Origin of the sequence: Brevibacillus sp. AG (assembly GCF_028369215.1) — a bacterium.
Taxonomy (GTDB): domain Bacteria; phylum Bacillota; class Bacilli; order Brevibacillales; family Brevibacillaceae; genus Brevibacillus; species Brevibacillus porteri.
This window is the reverse complement of the sequence record NZ_JAQMYO010000005.1, coordinates 68623-84577: the sequence shown is the minus strand read 5'-3', so window position 1 is coordinate 84577 and position 15955 is coordinate 68623. Positions and strand designations below refer to the sequence as shown.

General features: G+C 49.3%; 14 protein-coding genes and 1 riboswitch. Of the genes, 8 read left to right on the top strand and 6 right to left on the bottom strand.

The features are described 5' to 3' along the window. Window positions 1-65: 65 nt before the first annotated feature. Window positions 66-2795: an aconitate hydratase AcnA gene (acnA, locus tag POF51_RS14330; protein ID WP_069847632.1), complete on the bottom strand. Its 2730-nt coding sequence runs from the start codon at window positions 2793-2795 to the stop codon at window positions 66-68. A 288-nt stretch (window positions 2796-3083) separates the two neighbouring features. Between acnA and POF51_RS14325 the strand changes: the two genes are divergently transcribed. From POF51_RS14325 to POF51_RS14315, 3 genes are read left to right on the top strand one after another with little or no spacing between them, the layout of a single operon-like run. Next, window positions 3084-4841, top strand: a complete 1758-nt coding sequence (locus POF51_RS14325; RefSeq protein WP_069847630.1) for an ABC transporter ATP-binding protein — start codon at window positions 3084-3086, stop codon at window positions 4839-4841. A 3-nt stretch (window positions 4842-4844) separates the two neighbouring features. Continuing rightward, window positions 4845-5519 carry a response regulator transcription factor gene (locus POF51_RS14320; RefSeq protein WP_069847628.1) on the top strand — a complete coding sequence of 225 codons (675 nt, stop codon included), beginning with the start codon at window positions 4845-4847 and terminating at the stop codon, window positions 5517-5519. Next, window positions 5516-6598, top strand: a complete 1083-nt coding sequence (locus POF51_RS14315) for a sensor histidine kinase (protein ID WP_271755627.1) — start codon at window positions 5516-5518, stop codon at window positions 6596-6598. The genes POF51_RS14320 and POF51_RS14315 overlap by 4 nt, the downstream gene beginning before the upstream one ends. Before the next feature lie 36 nt (window positions 6599-6634). On the opposite strand, the gene POF51_RS14310 is transcribed toward POF51_RS14315, so the two are convergent. The 5 genes from POF51_RS14310 to POF51_RS14290 all read right to left on the bottom strand — a co-directional run bounded on the left by POF51_RS14310 (window position 6635) and on the right by POF51_RS14290 (window position 10552). Next, window positions 6635-7660 (bottom strand): ThiF family adenylyltransferase, encoded by a 1026-nt coding sequence (locus tag POF51_RS14310; RefSeq protein WP_069847624.1) that lies wholly within the window; start codon window positions 7658-7660, stop codon window positions 6635-6637. Window positions 7661-7664: 4 nt separating this feature from the next. Beyond that, the gene (locus tag POF51_RS14305; RefSeq protein WP_017250474.1) at window positions 7665-8372 is read right to left on the bottom strand and encodes a molybdenum cofactor biosynthesis protein; all 708 of its coding nucleotides are present in this window, start codon (window positions 8370-8372) and stop codon (window positions 7665-7667) included. Between the two features lie 103 nt (window positions 8373-8475). Next, window positions 8476-9294 carry an SPL family radical SAM protein gene (locus POF51_RS14300; protein WP_069847622.1) on the bottom strand — a complete coding sequence of 273 codons (819 nt, stop codon included), beginning with the start codon at window positions 9292-9294 and terminating at the stop codon, window positions 8476-8478. 12 nt (window positions 9295-9306) lie between these two features. Then, window positions 9307-10020 carry a 2OG-Fe(II) oxygenase gene (locus POF51_RS14295; protein ID WP_069847620.1) on the bottom strand — a complete coding sequence of 238 codons (714 nt, stop codon included), beginning with the start codon at window positions 10018-10020 and terminating at the stop codon, window positions 9307-9309. After that, window positions 10013-10552, bottom strand: coding sequence for a methylated-DNA--[protein]-cysteine S-methyltransferase (locus tag POF51_RS14290; RefSeq protein WP_069847618.1), 540 nt, complete (start codon window positions 10550-10552; stop codon window positions 10013-10015). Before POF51_RS14290 ends, POF51_RS14295 begins: the two co-directional genes overlap by 8 nt. 172 nt (window positions 10553-10724) lie before the next feature. Between POF51_RS14290 and moaC the strand changes: the two genes are divergently transcribed. From moaC to POF51_RS14265, 5 genes are all read left to right on the top strand, one after another. Next, on the top strand, window positions 10725-11207 hold the full coding sequence (gene moaC / locus POF51_RS14285; protein WP_017250470.1) for a cyclic pyranopterin monophosphate synthase MoaC: 483 nt from the start codon (window positions 10725-10727) through the stop codon (window positions 11205-11207). Window positions 11208-11210: 3 nt separating this feature from the next. After that, on the top strand, window positions 11211-12458 hold the full coding sequence (locus POF51_RS14280; protein ID WP_017250469.1) for an MFS transporter: 1248 nt from the start codon (window positions 11211-11213) through the stop codon (window positions 12456-12458). Window positions 12459-12518: 60 nt separating this feature from the next. Continuing rightward, a riboswitch (SAM riboswitch) is annotated at window positions 12519-12633 on the top strand. 83 nt (window positions 12634-12716) lie between these two features. Then, on the top strand, window positions 12717-13898 hold the full coding sequence (locus tag POF51_RS14275) for a pyridoxal phosphate-dependent aminotransferase (RefSeq protein WP_069847614.1): 1182 nt from the start codon (window positions 12717-12719) through the stop codon (window positions 13896-13898). Window positions 13899-14049: 151 nt separating this feature from the next. Continuing rightward, window positions 14050-14520 carry a hypothetical protein gene (locus POF51_RS14270; protein ID WP_069847612.1) on the top strand — a complete coding sequence of 157 codons (471 nt, stop codon included), beginning with the start codon at window positions 14050-14052 and terminating at the stop codon, window positions 14518-14520. A gap of 201 nt (window positions 14521-14721) precedes the next feature. Beyond that, on the top strand, window positions 14722-15930 hold the full coding sequence (locus tag POF51_RS14265; RefSeq protein WP_017250465.1) for an aminotransferase-like domain-containing protein: 1209 nt from the start codon (window positions 14722-14724) through the stop codon (window positions 15928-15930). The last annotated feature ends 25 nt before the right edge of the window (window positions 15931-15955 follow it).

Sequence of the window (15955 nt, the reverse complement as noted above, 5' to 3'; positions counted from 1 at the left end):
AATACTCGGAGTCTGCTCTTTTCGTTGGGTGGGTGCTGATACGAACTTATTTTTTAATCGTTTGCTTACGCAGTTACTGGTTTACCTTCATCCAGCAATTGGCGCAGAACCGTTTGCAGGATACCACCATTGCGGTAGTAGTCTACGTCTACCATGGAATCGAGGCGCACGATTGCTTCGAATTCGAAAGTGCTGCCGTCTTTCTTAGTAGCTTCTACTTTTACGCGTTGGCCAGGTTGAACATCATCGGAGAGGCCTACAATGTTGAAGGACTCAGTACCGTCGATGCCGAGAGACTTCCAGCTTTGGTCACCAGCGAATTGCAGAGGCAGAACGCCCATACCAACCAGGTTAGCACGGTGGATACGCTCGAAGCTCTCAGCGATAACCGCTTTGATACCCAAGAGGAATGTACCTTTTGCTGCCCAGTCACGGGAAGAACCAGTACCGTACTCTTTACCAGCCAGTACAACGAGTGGAGTACCGTCTGCTTGATACTTCATGGAAGCATCGTAGATGGACATTACTTCGTCAGTTGGCAAGTATTTGGTTACGCCGCCCTCAGTTCCAGGAGCTACTTGGTTGCGGATACGGATGTTTGCAAATGTACCGCGCATCATTACATCGTGGCTACCACGACGAGCACCGTAGGAGTTGAAGTCTTTGCGCTCTACGCCGTTTGCTTGCAGATACAGACCTGCTGGGCTAGTTGGCGAGATGTTACCAGCTGGGGAGATATGGTCAGTTGTCACAGAATCACCGAAGAGTGCGATCGTGTTCGCTGCTTTGATGTCTGCGATTTTAGCGATTTCTCCAGCCAGGTTTTGGAAGAATGGCGGCTCTTGGATGTACGTGGATTTTTCATCCCACTCGTACAGGTCGCCAGTTGGAACGTCGATTTTGTTCCAAGCTTCGTTTTGCGTGAACACTTGGCCGTACTCAGCGCGGAACAGAGCAGGATTCATAGCTTTGTCCATTGCAGCTGCGATCTCTTGTGGAGAAGGCCAGATGTCTTTCAAGAATACAGGTTGACCGTCTTTGCCAGTACCGATTGGCTCTGTAGTCAGGTCGATATCTACAGTACCTGCCAGTGCATAGGCGATAACCAATGGAGGAGAAGCGAGGTAGTTCGCTTTTACCTGTGCATGGATACGGCCTTCGAAGTTACGGTTACCGGAGAGTACCGCTGCAACTGTCAGATCTTCGTCAGCGATTGCTTTGCTGGTTTCCTCTGGCAATGGACCGGAGTTACCGATGCAAGTGGTGCAACCATAACCTACTACGTTGAATCCGATAGCATCCAAGGAGTCGATCAGACCAGCGTCAGTCAGGTATTGCGTAACTACGCGGGAACCAGGAGCCAGGGAGCTTTTTACGAAAGCAGGCTTTTTCAGGCCTTTTTCCACAGCTTTTTTCGCCAGGATACCTGCACCCAGCATTACGCTAGGATTTGATGTATTGGTACAGGAAGTGATCGCTGCGATAACAACTGCACCTGTTTTCAGCGTAGCTGTTTCACCGTTTGCATAAGCAACTGGTGCGCTAGCTGCGATTTTCTCTTCGGAGAGACCAAATCCGCCTTTGTCGATCGGCGTACGCAAGCTGTTATTGAAGGATTCCTTCATAGCAGTCAGTTCTACGCGGTCTTGAGGACGTTTTGGACCAGCCAAGCTAGGTACGACAGTGGACAGATCCAGTTCCAATGTTTCGGAGAATACTGGGTCAACAGTCTCGTCAGTACGGAAGAGGCCTTGTGCTTTGGTGTAAGTTTCAACCAAGGAGATGAGGTCTTCTTCACGACCGGTTTGACGCATGTAGTTGATTGTCTCAGCATCTACTGGGAAGAAGCCCATTGTAGCGCCGTACTCAGGTGCCATGTTCGCTACGGTAGCGCGGTCAGCCAGCGAGATGTTGGACAGGCCTGGTCCGTAGAACTCCACGAATTTACCTACAACGCCTTTTTTACGCAGCATTTGCGTAACAGTCAGAGCGAGGTCAGTTGCAGTTGCACCAGCATTCAGTGTGCCAGTCAGTTTGAAACCAACTACTTCTGGCGTTACGAAATACAGAGGTTGGCCGAGCATTCCTGCTTCTGCCTCGATACCACCAACACCCCATCCAAGAACACCAAGACCGTTGATCATAGTGGTGTGGGAGTCAGTACCTACGAGAGAGTCAGGGAAAGCAACCAATTCGCCATCAACTTCGCGAGTAGCGATTACAGTAGCGAGGTACTCCAAGTTTACTTGGTGAACGATACCAGTAGCTGGAGGAACCGCACGGAAGTTGTCAAACGCAGTTTGTGCCCAACGCAGGAAGCGGTAGCGCTCTTGGTTGCGTTCGAATTCCAATTTCATGTTGTTGTCCAGAGCGGACGCGTTACCGAAATCGTCAACCATGACGGAGTGGTCGATAACGAGGTCAACTGGAACCAATGGGTTGATTCGTTTTGGATCTCCACCAGCGCGTTTCATCGCGATGCGCATTGCTGCCAAGTCAACTACAGCTGGTACACCAGTGAAGTCTTGCAGTACGATACGAGCAGGCATGAGAGGTACTTCTTGGTTTTCGTCGCGGCCTTTTGTCCAGGTCGCCAATTGTTGTACGTGTTCTTTCGTGATTGCACGGCCGTCGAACTGACGAACAGCAGCCTCGAGCAGAACTTTAATGGAGAACGGCAGTTTGGAAACATCGCCCAAACCTTGTTCTTCCAACCCTTGCAGGCGATAGTAAGCAAAAGACTTGTCGCCTACTTGCAGGGATGACTTTACTTTGTAAGCATCTTTGTTAGCCAATGTATACAACCTCCCTATAATAACTTGGAGTTTCACCAGGTGAAACGTTGTTTCGTTTCTTCATTACGAACCTATTATATACGATTTGTTTCCCGGCTTCTACCCCAAATTCATCATTATTATACAAAAATCATAGGTAAAGAAAAGTGGATCACGAACGTCTTCTTATTATAAAGAAGAAAATTGCACGCACTTCAATTATTATCCCGTTTATATTTCGTTTACATTCATGCAGTATCTTATCTCTTGCAAGAGAAATGAGTGGAGGAAAAAGGGGAGAAATAACGAATGGAACAGACCAATCGCGTAGCGAAATGGGGAAACTGGAGGCCTTTCTTTCGATTAATTAAGGAAACAAAACCATCCAAGCTAAAAATCGGTGTTGCATTGTTCATGAGCATCGCCACCACACTGGTTACTTTAGTGATTCCGCTCTTTACAAAAGACTTGGTCGACAGCTTTTCCCTAGCTACGATCACGACAGGACAAATTGTGCTATTGGTCGTCGCTTTTGTTGCACAAGCCATTGCGGGAGGGCTGTCCATCTACTTATTAAACCATGTTGGCGAAAGTGTGGTAGCTTCGCTCCGTGAACGACTCTGGAAAAAGCTCCTCGTCCTGCCGATCTCTTATTATGACAACAACCGGACAGGTGAGACGATCAGTCGAATGACCAACGATACGGGCGTCGTGAAAAGCCTGATTAGTGATCAATTGTCCAGCTTTTTCACCGGATTGATCACGATTGTTGGTTCCGTCGTGACGTTGCTATACCTCGATTGGCAAATGACCTTAACGATGCTCGTTGCTGTTCCGTTGTGCATGGGGATTCTCATGCCGCTTGGCAGCCAAATGTACAAAATTTCAAAAGGATTGCAAGATGAGACTGCGAGCTTTACAACGATCATGAATCAGGTGCTTCAGGAGATGCGGCTCGTAAAATCCTCCAATGCCGAGGTGTACGAATTGGGGATGGGGACAAAGGCAATCGGAAACCTGTTCCGATTCGGGTTGAGAGAAGGAAGAGTCCAAGCCATCATTGGACCGTTAATGTCCTTTATCCTGATGGTGCTGCTCGTGGTTGTCATCGGCTATGGCGGCATGCGGGTGTCCTCGGGAGCATTGACAGCTGGTGAGCTGGTCGCGTTTATTTTGTATCTGGTGCAAATTGTCATACCGCTGGGGCAATTCACACAGTTTTTCACCTCCTTGCAAAAGGCCATGGGGGCAACAGAGAGAATCATTGCGACACTGGAAGCAGAGGAAGAAGATCTTCTGGCAGGACGGACCCTTGATAACGCAGGGCTGCCGATTCATGTGAATCATGTTAGCTTCGCGTATGAGAACGGGGAAACGATTCTTGACGATGTCAGCTTTACGATTGGGGCCGGAAAAGTAAATGCGATTGTCGGGCCGAGCGGCAGCGGCAAAACGACGTTGTTTTCAATGGTCGAAAGGTATTATCAGCCACTGAATGGAGAAATCAGGCTGGGCAATGATCCCATCACGGATTTTTCATTGAAGTCATGGAGAAGTCAAATCGGCTACGTATCCCAGGAAAGTCCTTTGATCGCAGGAACCATCCGAGAAAATATTTGCTACGGGATTTCACGGACGATTAGCGAGGAGGAACTGAAGGAGGCGGCAAAGATGGCCTATGCGGATCAATTTATTGAAGAATTGCCGAATGGCTATGAAACAGAAGTAGGGGAGCGAGGTATGAAGCTATCGGGCGGACAGCGTCAACGAATCGGCATTGCCCGTGCACTGCTTCGTGACCCGCAAATCTTGATGCTGGATGAAGCGACCTCTAGCTTGGACAGTAATTCCGAGATGATCGTCCAGAAGGCGTTGCAAAATTTGATGAAGGGACGTACCACCCTCGTGATAGCCCATCGCTTGTCGACTGTGGTGGAAGCAGATCAAATCATCTTTTTGGAAAAGGGAAAAATCACAGGGATGGGTACACATGAAGAGCTTTTTCAAACCCATGCGATGTACAGTGAATTAGCTAGTCAGCAATTGCTCGTAAAAGAGAGGGTGTAGAACGTGACCACAATTATGGTAGTCGACGACGATCCGCATATTCGCGAGCTCGTCAGCGTCTTCTTGCGCAATGAAGGCTTTACGATAGTGGAAGCCGCAGACGGACAGGAGGCACTGGATAAACTAGAGTCGGTTCAGGCACAACTGGTGATTCTTGACATTATGATGCCGAACATGGATGGCTGGGAGCTGTGTCGAAAGCTTCGCAAGCATTACGATTTTCCCTTACTCATGCTGACTGCCAAGGGAGAGACATCACAAAAAATCAAAGGCTTCGAGCTAGGGACAGACGATTATTTGGTGAAGCCGTTTGATCCGCAGGAGCTGGTCGTCCGGGTAAAAGCGCTGCTCAAGCGTTACCGGATTGCCGCTTCGCATCAGGTTCAAGCAGGAAAACTGCTGCTTGATCGTAAAACGTTTGCAGTCGCCAGTGGCACGAAAACATGGAGCATTCCACTAAAGGAGTTCGAGCTGCTGTTCAAACTGGCCAGCTATCCCGGGCAGACCATCTCCCGCGAGCAGCTGATCGAACAAATATGGGGCTATGATTTTGAAGGCAATGAACGTACGGTAGACGTGCACATCAACCGATTGCGGGAGCGATTTCCGGAAGCGATGTACGGCTTTTTGATCCGGACAGTCCGGGGACTTGGTTATCGTTTGGAGATCGTCGTATGAAAAAGAGGAGGCCAGAACGTCCCCATGTTTTGCTGAAAATCGCAGGCGTAGTGGGCTTATGTGCTGTTTTTGCTTTATGCGGGCTAGGTGCATTCGGAATTACCTCTCTCTTTTATGGCTATATGGACTATGATCCCCATGATCTTGTAAAAACGTTGGTCAATTCAGTTTTGAGCTGCATTCTGTTTATTGGGGTAGGCATGATCATTTCTTTCTTCACCATGCCAAGACATCGGGGCAGGTTTCAACCATTGATTGATGCGCTCAGACGGATTGCCATGGGGGATTTTCGGGTCAATCTCGATATCAAGCTGGCGCACGAATGGGGGGAGTTGGTTGAGGGCATTAACCACGTGGCGGAGCAATTAAACGAGATGGAGAAGCTGCGGCAGGAGTTCATCTCCAATGTTTCCCATGAAATTCAATCGCCCTTGACGTCGATCAGCGGGTTTGCTCGCGCCCTGCATAATGAAAGACTGAGCCCAGAAGATCGTAAACGTTACTTGGAGATTATCGAGTCGGAAAGCAAGCGCCTATCCAAGATCAGTGACAACCTGCTTAAACTCACTGCGCTAGAGGGCATCCAGCATGATTTAGAGCGGAAGCGGTATCGGCTGGACACGCAACTACGCGCAATCATCCTCGCATGCGAGCCGCAATGGATGGCGAAAGAGATTGAAATGGACATAGACTTGGAAAAAGTCGAAATCGTCGCCGACGAAGATATGCTGAACCAAGTCTGGACTAACTTGCTTGGCAACAGCATCAAATTCACGGAGGCAGGCGGGAAAATTAACGTAAAGCTGGAGAGGGTAAACGGAGAAGTACTCGTGAAAATAATCGACTCGGGAATCGGGATATCCAAGGAAAATCAGGAGCGCATTTTCGAAAGGTTTTTCAAGGCGGACCCATCGCGGAACCGAGCCAATTCGGGCAGTGGCCTGGGACTGGCAATCGTGAAAAAAATAATCGATTTGCATCATGCCACGATCGTCGTTGAGAGTGAAGTAGGGATTGGTACCACGTTTACGATTACATTTGTTCAATCAGATAAAAAAGCTGCCCCTTCGTCCGGATGACGGTCTGGGACAGCTTATTTTCATTACGGGTACCAGTTACGCGCCGATATACTTGGCATGGAGCGAACGTGCTAGGCTAATGTCATCTGTGCCTTGCACGAGGACACGACCATCCGGGAAAATGACGAGCGTGTACGTATCGACACGGAATCGCAGCAAAAATTTGTTTTGCTCGATTTGTCCCAAAGGGGAGAGTCTATCAGCCAATGCGTTCAGATCAAGTGTCATGGCAGCGGCGGGCGAGATTTGTACGGTGTCTCGACCACAAAGCGAAACGGCTTGTCCATCCTGGGTATCCGGCTGCAAAAACGAAAATTGCTTGTGCCCACATGTCGGACAGTCGTCTCGGCGGGCATTGACCACCTTGATTTGCTGATGGCGGTTATGCCAAATCTCAAAGTGCTCCAAATTCGGATTAAGCTCATCCGTTGCATCAACTAACAGCTTGAATGCTTCTGTTGCCTGATAGGAGGCGATGATGTGAATGATTGGTCCGATGACGCCAGCCGTGTCACAGGTAGGCATCTCACCCGGGTTTGGGGCTTCAGGGAAAAGACAGCGCAAGCAAGGCGTGATCCCCGGACGAATCGCGGTAAATGTTCCAGTCGCACTCACAGCGCCACCGTACACCCACGGAATTCTATGCTTAACGCAAAGATCGTTCACTAGATATCTCACCTGAAAATTATCCGTCGCATCCAGAACGAGATCGACATCTGCCAGCAATTCCTCTGCATTGTAAGCGGTGAGGTCTGCGACAATCGGTTCGATCGTGACAGCTGAATTGATCTTTGTCAGCTTGGCGTGAGCGGCGATTGCTTTTGGCAAATGCTCGGCTGCATCGGATTCGTCGTAGAGCATTTGACGCTGCAGGTTGCTCGGCTCGACGAAGTCGCGGTCAATGATGCGGACAAAACCTACTCCAGCACGGACCATATGATTGGAGAGAACAGTTCCAAGTGCTCCCATGCCGACGATCGCTACGCGGCTTTGCCCCAATTTTTCCTGTCCACTGGGCCCGATCGGATGAAACAATGTCTGACGGGAATAGCGAGTATCCAAGGCGTTACTCCACCTTTCCTTCTGGCATCGCAAGCGGATTCCACGGTCCTTGCTGATGTCCCTTCCATTCGCTTCCATCTTCCCACATTTCTTTTTTCCAAATGGGAACGATCTCTTTGAGTCGCTCGATGGCATAACGGCCTGCTTCAAACGATTCATTACGATGCGCTGTTGCAACGGCACAAACAACCGCAATTTCTTCTACAGCCAAGTTACCGATACGATGGTGCATCGCGACTTGCGCTCCCGGCCAGCGTTCCTCGATCTCTGCTGCGACCTGCTTCATTTTTTCAACAGCCATAGGGGCATATGCTTCATAGGACAAATACACGGTGCGCTGGCCATGGGTAAATTCCCGAACAGTTCCGACAAAAGTAAGGATTGCGCCTGCATGCGGGTTGCTCACCAGACGAACCAACTTGTCCGCCGAAATGGGCTCCTCGGTAATGGCGAAGCGCGGGTCTTCTTCTCCGCCGCTTACAGGAGGTAAGAGGGCAATCTCGTCGTCGGCTGAAATGACCTGATTTTTCGCCGCATATTCATGATTGATGGAGACAAAGCAACTGCCCAAAAGCGCAGAGAGCGCAGGATATTCTCTTTCCACTGCTTGCAGTAGGTCGCTAACGGTCGCGCCTTCAGATAGGGTCAACTGTACTTCCCGGGCATTCGCTCGTTCAGCGAGTCCGGCAAATAACAAGATCGTAATGGTCAAGACAATTCCTCATTTCCCTGGATGATACTACACTCTAGGCTAGACGATATCATAAACCGATCAAAGTTGCCAATGAATGGGGTGTTTCAATCAGCGGTTGATTCTAAGGAGCGAAGCCTTCCTGACTCAAATAGATCTGGTTCGGGGGAAAAATACGTAATAGCCGATCATAGACGATCCGATAGGCGGTAGGATCATACCATTCTTCCAGTCCAAGCTGTTCATAGAGAGCGGGAATGCCGTTTCTTTTCGTTCGTTTACCTCCGCTGCCATCTCCCATATAAAAGTCGTCGACACAGACACGTGTTACCAAGGGGCGCAAAATCTCGGGGAATGACTCACTGCTAGGCAAAACAGGGGCAATGGTTGCTTGTGTAGGGATGCCTGCTTCCGCCAAACGCTGGAGTGTTTTTAGCCGCGCTTGAATGGGGGGAGCTTGTGGGCTAAAGTGCCTGCGAATCTCCTCCAAATCGGTCTCGACGGTCATGCTGACGCGGACGCGATCACCCAGCAGGAGCAACAAATCGGCATCTCGCCAAACCAAGGGACTTCTTGTCTGCACCAGCAAAAAATCGGGTGGATGCTCTACCATGACTTCGAGTAAAGACCTCGTTACCTTTTCTGTTTGTTCGATGGGCTGGTACGGGTCTGTACTCGAAGACATGAAGATGGTCACCTTTCCTTTTTTCTTAGCCCGCATTAGCTCCTTGCGCAATAAATCGGCAGCTTGCTGCTTAATGTCAACCCATGTGCCCCATTGCTCGTTGCGAAACAAAGAGACAGGCATTTGCCGAACATAGCAATAAGAGCAGGCGAAAGAACAGCCCGTATACGGATTGAGCGAGTGGGTGTAATCCGCAAGAAATCCGCTTCCTTTATTGAGGAGGGTTTTCGGCATTTTATAGGAAAGGATGCTCTTCATATTGTGCGTTCCTCACTTTGCATCATGAAAAATAATTCCGAGGCTGTAGCGCTTTCCTGAGGTAATCGTGCTGACACCGTGGCGCAGCGTGTTTTTATAGAAGCCTCGCGTTCCCTGCACAGGACGATAGGATGTCGGGAAAATCAGTCCAGCGCCTTGGTCCAAGGTTATCACATGTCCCCGGCTCTGCGCGCGCGGCCGTTGCTCCATCAGCAGAAATTCTCCGCCAGTGTAGTCCTTCTCCTTCTGATTCAAGGCAAACACGACTTGAAACGGGAAGAACACCTCGCCGTACATATCCTGATGTAAACAATTGTAGCCACCCGTTTCGTATTTCAAAATCAATGGAGTAGAGCGCAGCTGCCCCTGGTCGTGACATTGCGCCAAAAAATCAGGGAGGGTAGCAGGATAAATAGCTTCACGTCCAAGCATTTCCAGCCACCGATTCGCAGTCTGCGCAAGCATCGGATAAAAGCCTTCGCGAAGCTCCTGCAAAAGTGAGGGAAGGGGAGCCTGATAATAACGATACTCCCCTTCACCGAAACGGTACCGTGCCATCTGGATCGTATTGCGAAAAAGATCATCCTGTCCATACGAAGTGATTAATTCTTCGCACGCATCCGAGCTTATTAAGGAAGGAAAAGCTACATACCCTTGTTCGTCCAACTTCTGTTGCAGGGAATGCCAGTCAAGTGCAGCGATCCTTTCTGTCAGTGAACTAGCCATGCTTCACACCCCGATTCGACTTTTGCTCCAGATCAAGCAGAGTTGTCTTCATGGGCAGTCCTCCACGATAGCCAGTCAGTGAACCGTTTTTACCGACAACGCGGTGGCAGGGGACTGTAATGAGAACCGGATTGGCACCGATTGCTGCACCGACTGCACGAACAGCAGCAGGCTTTTCAATGATGTTTGCAATGTCGGTGTACGATGCCGTTTGACCGTATGGGATTTGACGGAGTGCCTCCCAGACAGCGAGCTGAAAAGGCGTTCCAGAGAGGTCGCAATTCATGGAAAAATGCTCGCGCGTTCCCTGCATATATTCCATCAGTTCTGTTGCAAAAGGCTTTAACCATGGGTCGTCTTGCACCAGTGAACTTTGTGGGCGATGCTTTTCAACCCAAGCTTCCAATTCAGCAAAAGGCTGGTTGACCGAGCCGACATAACAAAGTCCGGCAGCCGTTGCAGCCAAATAAATAGTCCAATCACCATGCACAAGCAATGACCAACGTACCGTCTGATCCTTCATCGTTTCCATTTCCATACGCCTCCTTTGAGCTGTGTACGCACAGTATACCTCCAGCACCTGTTCTTCGTACGTTTTTGGGAGTGGATGAGCAAGATAACGAAACGATGTCCTCTACATTCCCATTGCTTTTATCCAGCGGCGGGAGTAAGGTAGGAGAAGATAGAGGAGGAAAGATACTCGTATGACTGATCAATTAACACATTTTAATGAACAAAATCGCGCGCGGATGGTGGACGTGTCTGAGAAGGACGTCACAAAACGGGTGGCTGTAGCCGAGAGCCAAATCAGCATGAAACCCGAAACACTCGCCCGAATCCGTGAAGGTCGAATCGAAAAGGGCGATGTACTCGCAGTTGCGCAGGTAGCAGGTGTCATGGCTGCCAAAAAGACGTGGGAAATCATCCCGATGTGTCATCCGCTGCCATTGACTGGCATCGACATACAATTTGCTTTTGTAGATGAAACGACGCTTGCGATTACAGGAACCGTGAAGACGACAGGGAAAACAGGCGTCGAGATGGAGGCGTTGACCGCTGTCAGTGTAACGGCTTTGACGGTGTATGACATGTGCAAAGCCATGGATAAAGAAATGATAATCGGTCCGACCAGTCTGCAATCCAAAACAGGCGGAAAAAGCGGCGATTTCCATCGGGGTGAGAAGTAAGCCATGAGGCAAAAGTGGGAATCCTATCCGAGCAGCATTCGTTTATTGGCGATTGCTGCCGTCATTTTTTCTACCGGAATGGCGTGTATTTGGCCGCTGGTCACGATCTATATTCACAACCATCTCGGAAAGCCGCTGACTGTAGCCGGCTTCTTGTTGCTTTTAAATCAAGGCGCATTCCTGATCGGGAGTATTGTCGGCGGGATGATGTTTGACCGCTGGGGTAAAATGCGCACCATTGTTGTAGGCTCCATCGGTGGAATGATTATTTCGGTCTGTTTAGGTGTTACACAAGATTTTACCGTATATGTCCTACTGTTATTATTGAATGGTCTGTTTTATGGATCCCTTTCTCCCGTTATGAATGCGCTGGCAGTGGTTTTATGGCCGGAGGGAGGCCGTAAAGGAATCAATCTGATTTACGTCGCCCTCAATGTGGGTGTAGCTGCCGGCTCTGCTTTAGGCGGCTTCTTGGCAAGCGTTTCGTTTGCTTGGACGTTTTTCGGAAATGCGATCACACAAGTAATTGTACTGACGATGTTTATGCTCATTTTGCCGCGTCAGTTAAAACTGGCAGAGCAAAAACGTCAATTGCAGACGACTGCTCCCGAACAAGCTGAGGGAGAACTTCTACGAGAACCACAGCAAGAGACCAAGGTCGTATGGGGAGCATTGCTGCTCTTATGCGGAGGGTTGCTCATTAGCTGGATTGTCTATGTCCAATGGACAACGGTGCTGTCGACCTACATGCAATCCCTGGGCATTTCACTCCGTCAATACAGTCTGTTGTGGACGCTAAACGGTGGTTTGATCCTGTTTGGTCAGCCATTGATTGCGTGGGTCATTCGACGCTTTGCCCGTACGCTAAAAGCACAAATGCTCTTGGGCGCTTATATTTTTGCCATGTCGATGTTGATTTTGTCTCAATCAACGGTTTATGCAGGCTTTGTTGCAGGCATGTTCATCATGACGCTGGGAGAAATGCTCGTATGGCCAGCGGTGCCGGCAGTAGCGGCACAGTTTACGCCAGAGGGACGAGAAGGCTTCATTCAAGGTCTGATTGCAGGGACTGGATCTGCTGGGCGGATGCTCGGACCACTTCTCGGCGCCTTCATTTTCCAATCGATTCATGCGCAGGGACTATTGTTCGTGATGGCGGGCTTGTGTCTGTTGTCTGTCGCATTCTTTGCCTTCCACACATCTTTTCAAAAAAGAAGGCATCAGGTACCCTTACAGAATCAAGCATCTTGACACGGTTTACGTGCTCAAGTAGTATGATATAGACGAAAAAACAGTATATTCCGTGTGTTTGACTTATTCAGAGAGGTGGAGGGACTGGCCCTATGAAGCCCGGCAGCGGATCTGTTCTATGTGATGGACAGATGCTGTGCCAATTCCAGCAGGATTTTTTCCTGACAGATAAGGACGTGACCAAGCTGATCTCCCCCTTTTTCTGTATGGAAAAAGGGGGTTTTACTGTATTGGGCCCAAGAAAGGAATGGAAGAAAGATGCGCATTCAACCCTCCGACATGATTGATCGACTCCCTACCCAGTTTTTTGCGACCCTGGTGGCAAAAGTAAACAAGGTCATTGCGCAAGGCCATGACGTCATAAACCTAGGGCAGGGCAATCCTGATTTGCCGACACCGCCACACATTATTGAAGAATTACAGGCGCAAGCGGCACAACCACTCCATCACAAATATCCGCCTTTTCAGGGACGCGTGGAACTGAAGCAGGCAGTGGCTCATTGGTATAAGCAAGAATTTGATGTGGACCTCGATCCGGAGGAAGAAGTCGCGATATTGTTCGGCAGCAAAACCGGACTCGTAGAGATTTGCCAAGTCCTTATGAATGCAGGCGATGTTGCACTGGTTCCAGACCCAGGCTATCCGGATTATTGGTCGGGTGTTGCTGTCGTAAACGGACGGATGGTCATGATGCCGTTGAAGGCGGAAAATGACTTCTTGCCAGATTACAGCCAGCTCTCCCAAACTGATTTGGATCGAGCGAAACTGATGTTTCTCAACTATCCGAACAATCCGACAGCAGTCAACGCACCACTGGAGTTTTATGAGGAGACCATTCGTTTTGCCCGAAAACATGAAATCGTCGTCTGCCACGACTTCGCCTACGGGGCGATCAGCTATGACGGGAAAAAGCCGGTCAGCTTCATGCAGGTTCCGGGTGCAAAAGAAGTGGGTGTAGAATTTTATACCTTGTCTAAAACGTACAACATGGCAGGCTGGCGTGTTGGTGCTATGGTAGGAAATCGCGAGCTGGTTCGTCTGATTAATCTCATTCAGGACCATTACTTCGTCAGTCTGTTCGGAGCGGTACAGATGGCGGCAGCGAAGGCGATGACAGAGTCACAGCAGTGCGTTCGCGATCTCGTTGCTGTCTACGAAAGCCGCCGCAATGCTTTGTACTCCAATCTGCATCGGATTGGCTGGCAGGCGCCACCATCTCAAGGGTCGTTTTTTGCTTGGCTTCCTGTTCCAAGCGGCTTCACATCCGTGGAGTTCTCTGACCTGCTTTTGGAAAAAGCGCATGTCGTCGTAGCGCCAGGAAATGGCTTTGGTCCGACAGGTGAGGGTTATGTGCGAGCAGCTTTGTTATCAAATGAAGAGCGTCTCTTAGAAGCGGTTCAGCGAATTGAGCGGTTGGGGTTATTTACGAAAACAAAATAAAGGCGAGGTAATTCGGCCACACTACCATACAAATGGAGTGTGGCTTTTTTATTCTAGAATAAAAATCATTCTCATTATTGACAGATAATGATTTTCATTATACGATGGCATTGTTAATGATAATTAGTCTCATCGAGAGCGGGAGGGTACCATGCGCTATCAGATTAACGGTTACACGGATATGTATACGGTGATCGCCAACGAGCGGAAAATCGGCGGAGCCATTGAAGCAGGCCAGATTCGCCTGCGGACGGGAGAAGTTTACGCCAATGCTGTTCTCACTCGTTTGGAAATGTCAGGTGCGCATTTTTGCTCGATCGGTTTTGTTACGGAAGAAGGCAAAAGACTGATTGTCCATGTGAATGATATCAGCATGATCGCTGATGCTCGTCACGTCAACGTTTGTGAGCTGACGAATGAAGGCATGAGAGTGGAGAAATCCGCAGAGAGACTGAAGCGTTTGAAACGTCTCTGTGAACTGAATGAAGGCAGCTGTACGCCGACCTTCCTGGAAGAGGCATTGCTGTTGGCAAACGATATTGGCATGGAAGAAGCGTCCACGCACGTAGACCTCTCTTTCCTCCCACACACAGAGAAACCGCGTGTGTTTCGCATCGCCTAGGAAGATATAGCCCATACATATTGGACCCCTTTTCGTTTTCGGTTGAGACGAAGAGGGGTTTTTTGCATGCAGTGGTCAAGACTAACGATTGAACAACCGCTCGACATAGTCAAAACCTATCCACTCATAGCTACCAAGGATTGGACTTACGCTGTGGACAGTGATAAAACAAGGATAAGCAAAATCAAGGGGGAACGGAACATGGAGTACTCATTTTCAAAATCTGTCGAAGCACTATCCTCCTCGGCTGTCCGGGAAATCTTGAAGCTGACCCAAGGCAATCAAGTGCTCTCGCTCGCAGGTGGACTGCCAGCAGAGGATTCTTTTCCAATTGCAGAGATGCGTGAAGCGTTCAACCGCGCATTTGAACAAGGAGCTAAAGCTCTTCAGTACGGATTAACTGATGGATACTTGCCGCTTCGTGAGTGGATTGCATCCCGCATGAAGCAAAAGCATATGAACGTCGGTGTAGATAATATGATCATCACAACGGGCTCTCAGCAAGCGGTAGACTTGTTGTGTCGTGTATATTTAGACGAAGGCGATGTCGTTCTCGTTGAAAACCCTACTTATTTGGCAGCTGTTCAGTTATTTCAATTCCGGGGAATCAAAGCGATCCCTGTAGACGGTGACGCCGATGGGATGGATTTGGACGATCTGGCGAAAAAAATTGCCCAGTACCGCCCAAAAATGGTGTACGTCATTCCTACCTTTGCCAATCCGACAGGAAAGGTATGGAGTCTCGAACGCCGTCTCGGCTTGCTTCGTCAATGTAAGGCGCAAAACATTCTCATCCTAGAAGACGATCCATATGGAGAGATCCAATTCGATGGGGAAGCACCGTACCGCTCGATTTTCTCACTGGATGAGCATCCGACTGATTCCTGTGTGGTGTACACCAGTACCTTTTCCAAAATTGTCGCGCCAGGCTTGCGTACCGGATGGGCCATCGGAGATACACGTGTGATTCAAATGATGGTGAAGGCGAAGCAAGCAGTTGATTTGCAGTCAAGCACAATCGACCAGTATGCTCTGTATGAACTTTTGTCCCGCTTTGATCTGGAGCGCCACATTGAGAAGATCCGCGAGTCTTACAAAGCGCGCATGGAATGGATGCATGAGCTCTTGGTTGCGCAAAACTGGGAGGGCGTACAGTGGGAGAAACCAAGAGGCGGGATGTTCCTCTGGGTGAATCTGCCGGAGCATATCGATGCGGAGAAGCTGCTGGCCCGTTCCGTACAGGAAGGCGTGGCATTCGTACCAGGGAAGCCGTTTTATGCAGCTGAGCCTCAAGTTAATACGATGCGCTTGAATTATACACTCTTGAACCGGGAAGACACGGAGCTTGCAATTTCGAGATTGGGCAAAGCATTCCACGCCTACAGTGAATCTCTCGTGACAAATGTTTAATAGAAGCAAAAAGACAACCATTGCC

What these genes read in the sequence shown, in the direction of transcription:
- POF51_RS14325 (WP_069847630.1), top strand. Translation starts at nt 3,084, where the DNA reads ATGGAACAGACCAATCGCGTAGCGAAATGGGGAAACTGGAGGCCTTTC.
- POF51_RS14315 (WP_271755627.1), top strand. Translation starts at nt 5,516, where the DNA reads ATGAAAAAGAGGAGGCCAGAACGTCCCCATGTTTTGCTGAAAATCGCA.
- POF51_RS14300 (WP_069847622.1), bottom strand. Translation starts at nt 9,294, where the DNA reads ATGAAGAGCATCCTTTCCTATAAAATGCCGAAAACCCTCCTCAATAAA.
- POF51_RS14295 (WP_069847620.1), bottom strand. Translation starts at nt 10,020, where the DNA reads ATGGCTAGTTCACTGACAGAAAGGATCGCTGCACTTGACTGGCATTCC.
- POF51_RS14290 (WP_069847618.1), bottom strand. Translation starts at nt 10,552, where the DNA reads ATGGAAACGATGAAGGATCAGACGGTACGTTGGTCATTGCTTGTGCAT.
- moaC (WP_017250470.1), top strand. Translation starts at nt 10,725, where the DNA reads ATGACTGATCAATTAACACATTTTAATGAACAAAATCGCGCGCGGATG.
- POF51_RS14280 (WP_017250469.1), top strand. Translation starts at nt 11,211, where the DNA reads ATGAGGCAAAAGTGGGAATCCTATCCGAGCAGCATTCGTTTATTGGCG.
- POF51_RS14275 (WP_069847614.1), top strand. Translation starts at nt 12,717, where the DNA reads ATGCGCATTCAACCCTCCGACATGATTGATCGACTCCCTACCCAGTTT.
- POF51_RS14270 (WP_069847612.1), top strand. Translation starts at nt 14,050, where the DNA reads ATGCGCTATCAGATTAACGGTTACACGGATATGTATACGGTGATCGCC.
- POF51_RS14265 (WP_017250465.1), top strand. Translation starts at nt 14,722, where the DNA reads ATGGAGTACTCATTTTCAAAATCTGTCGAAGCACTATCCTCCTCGGCT.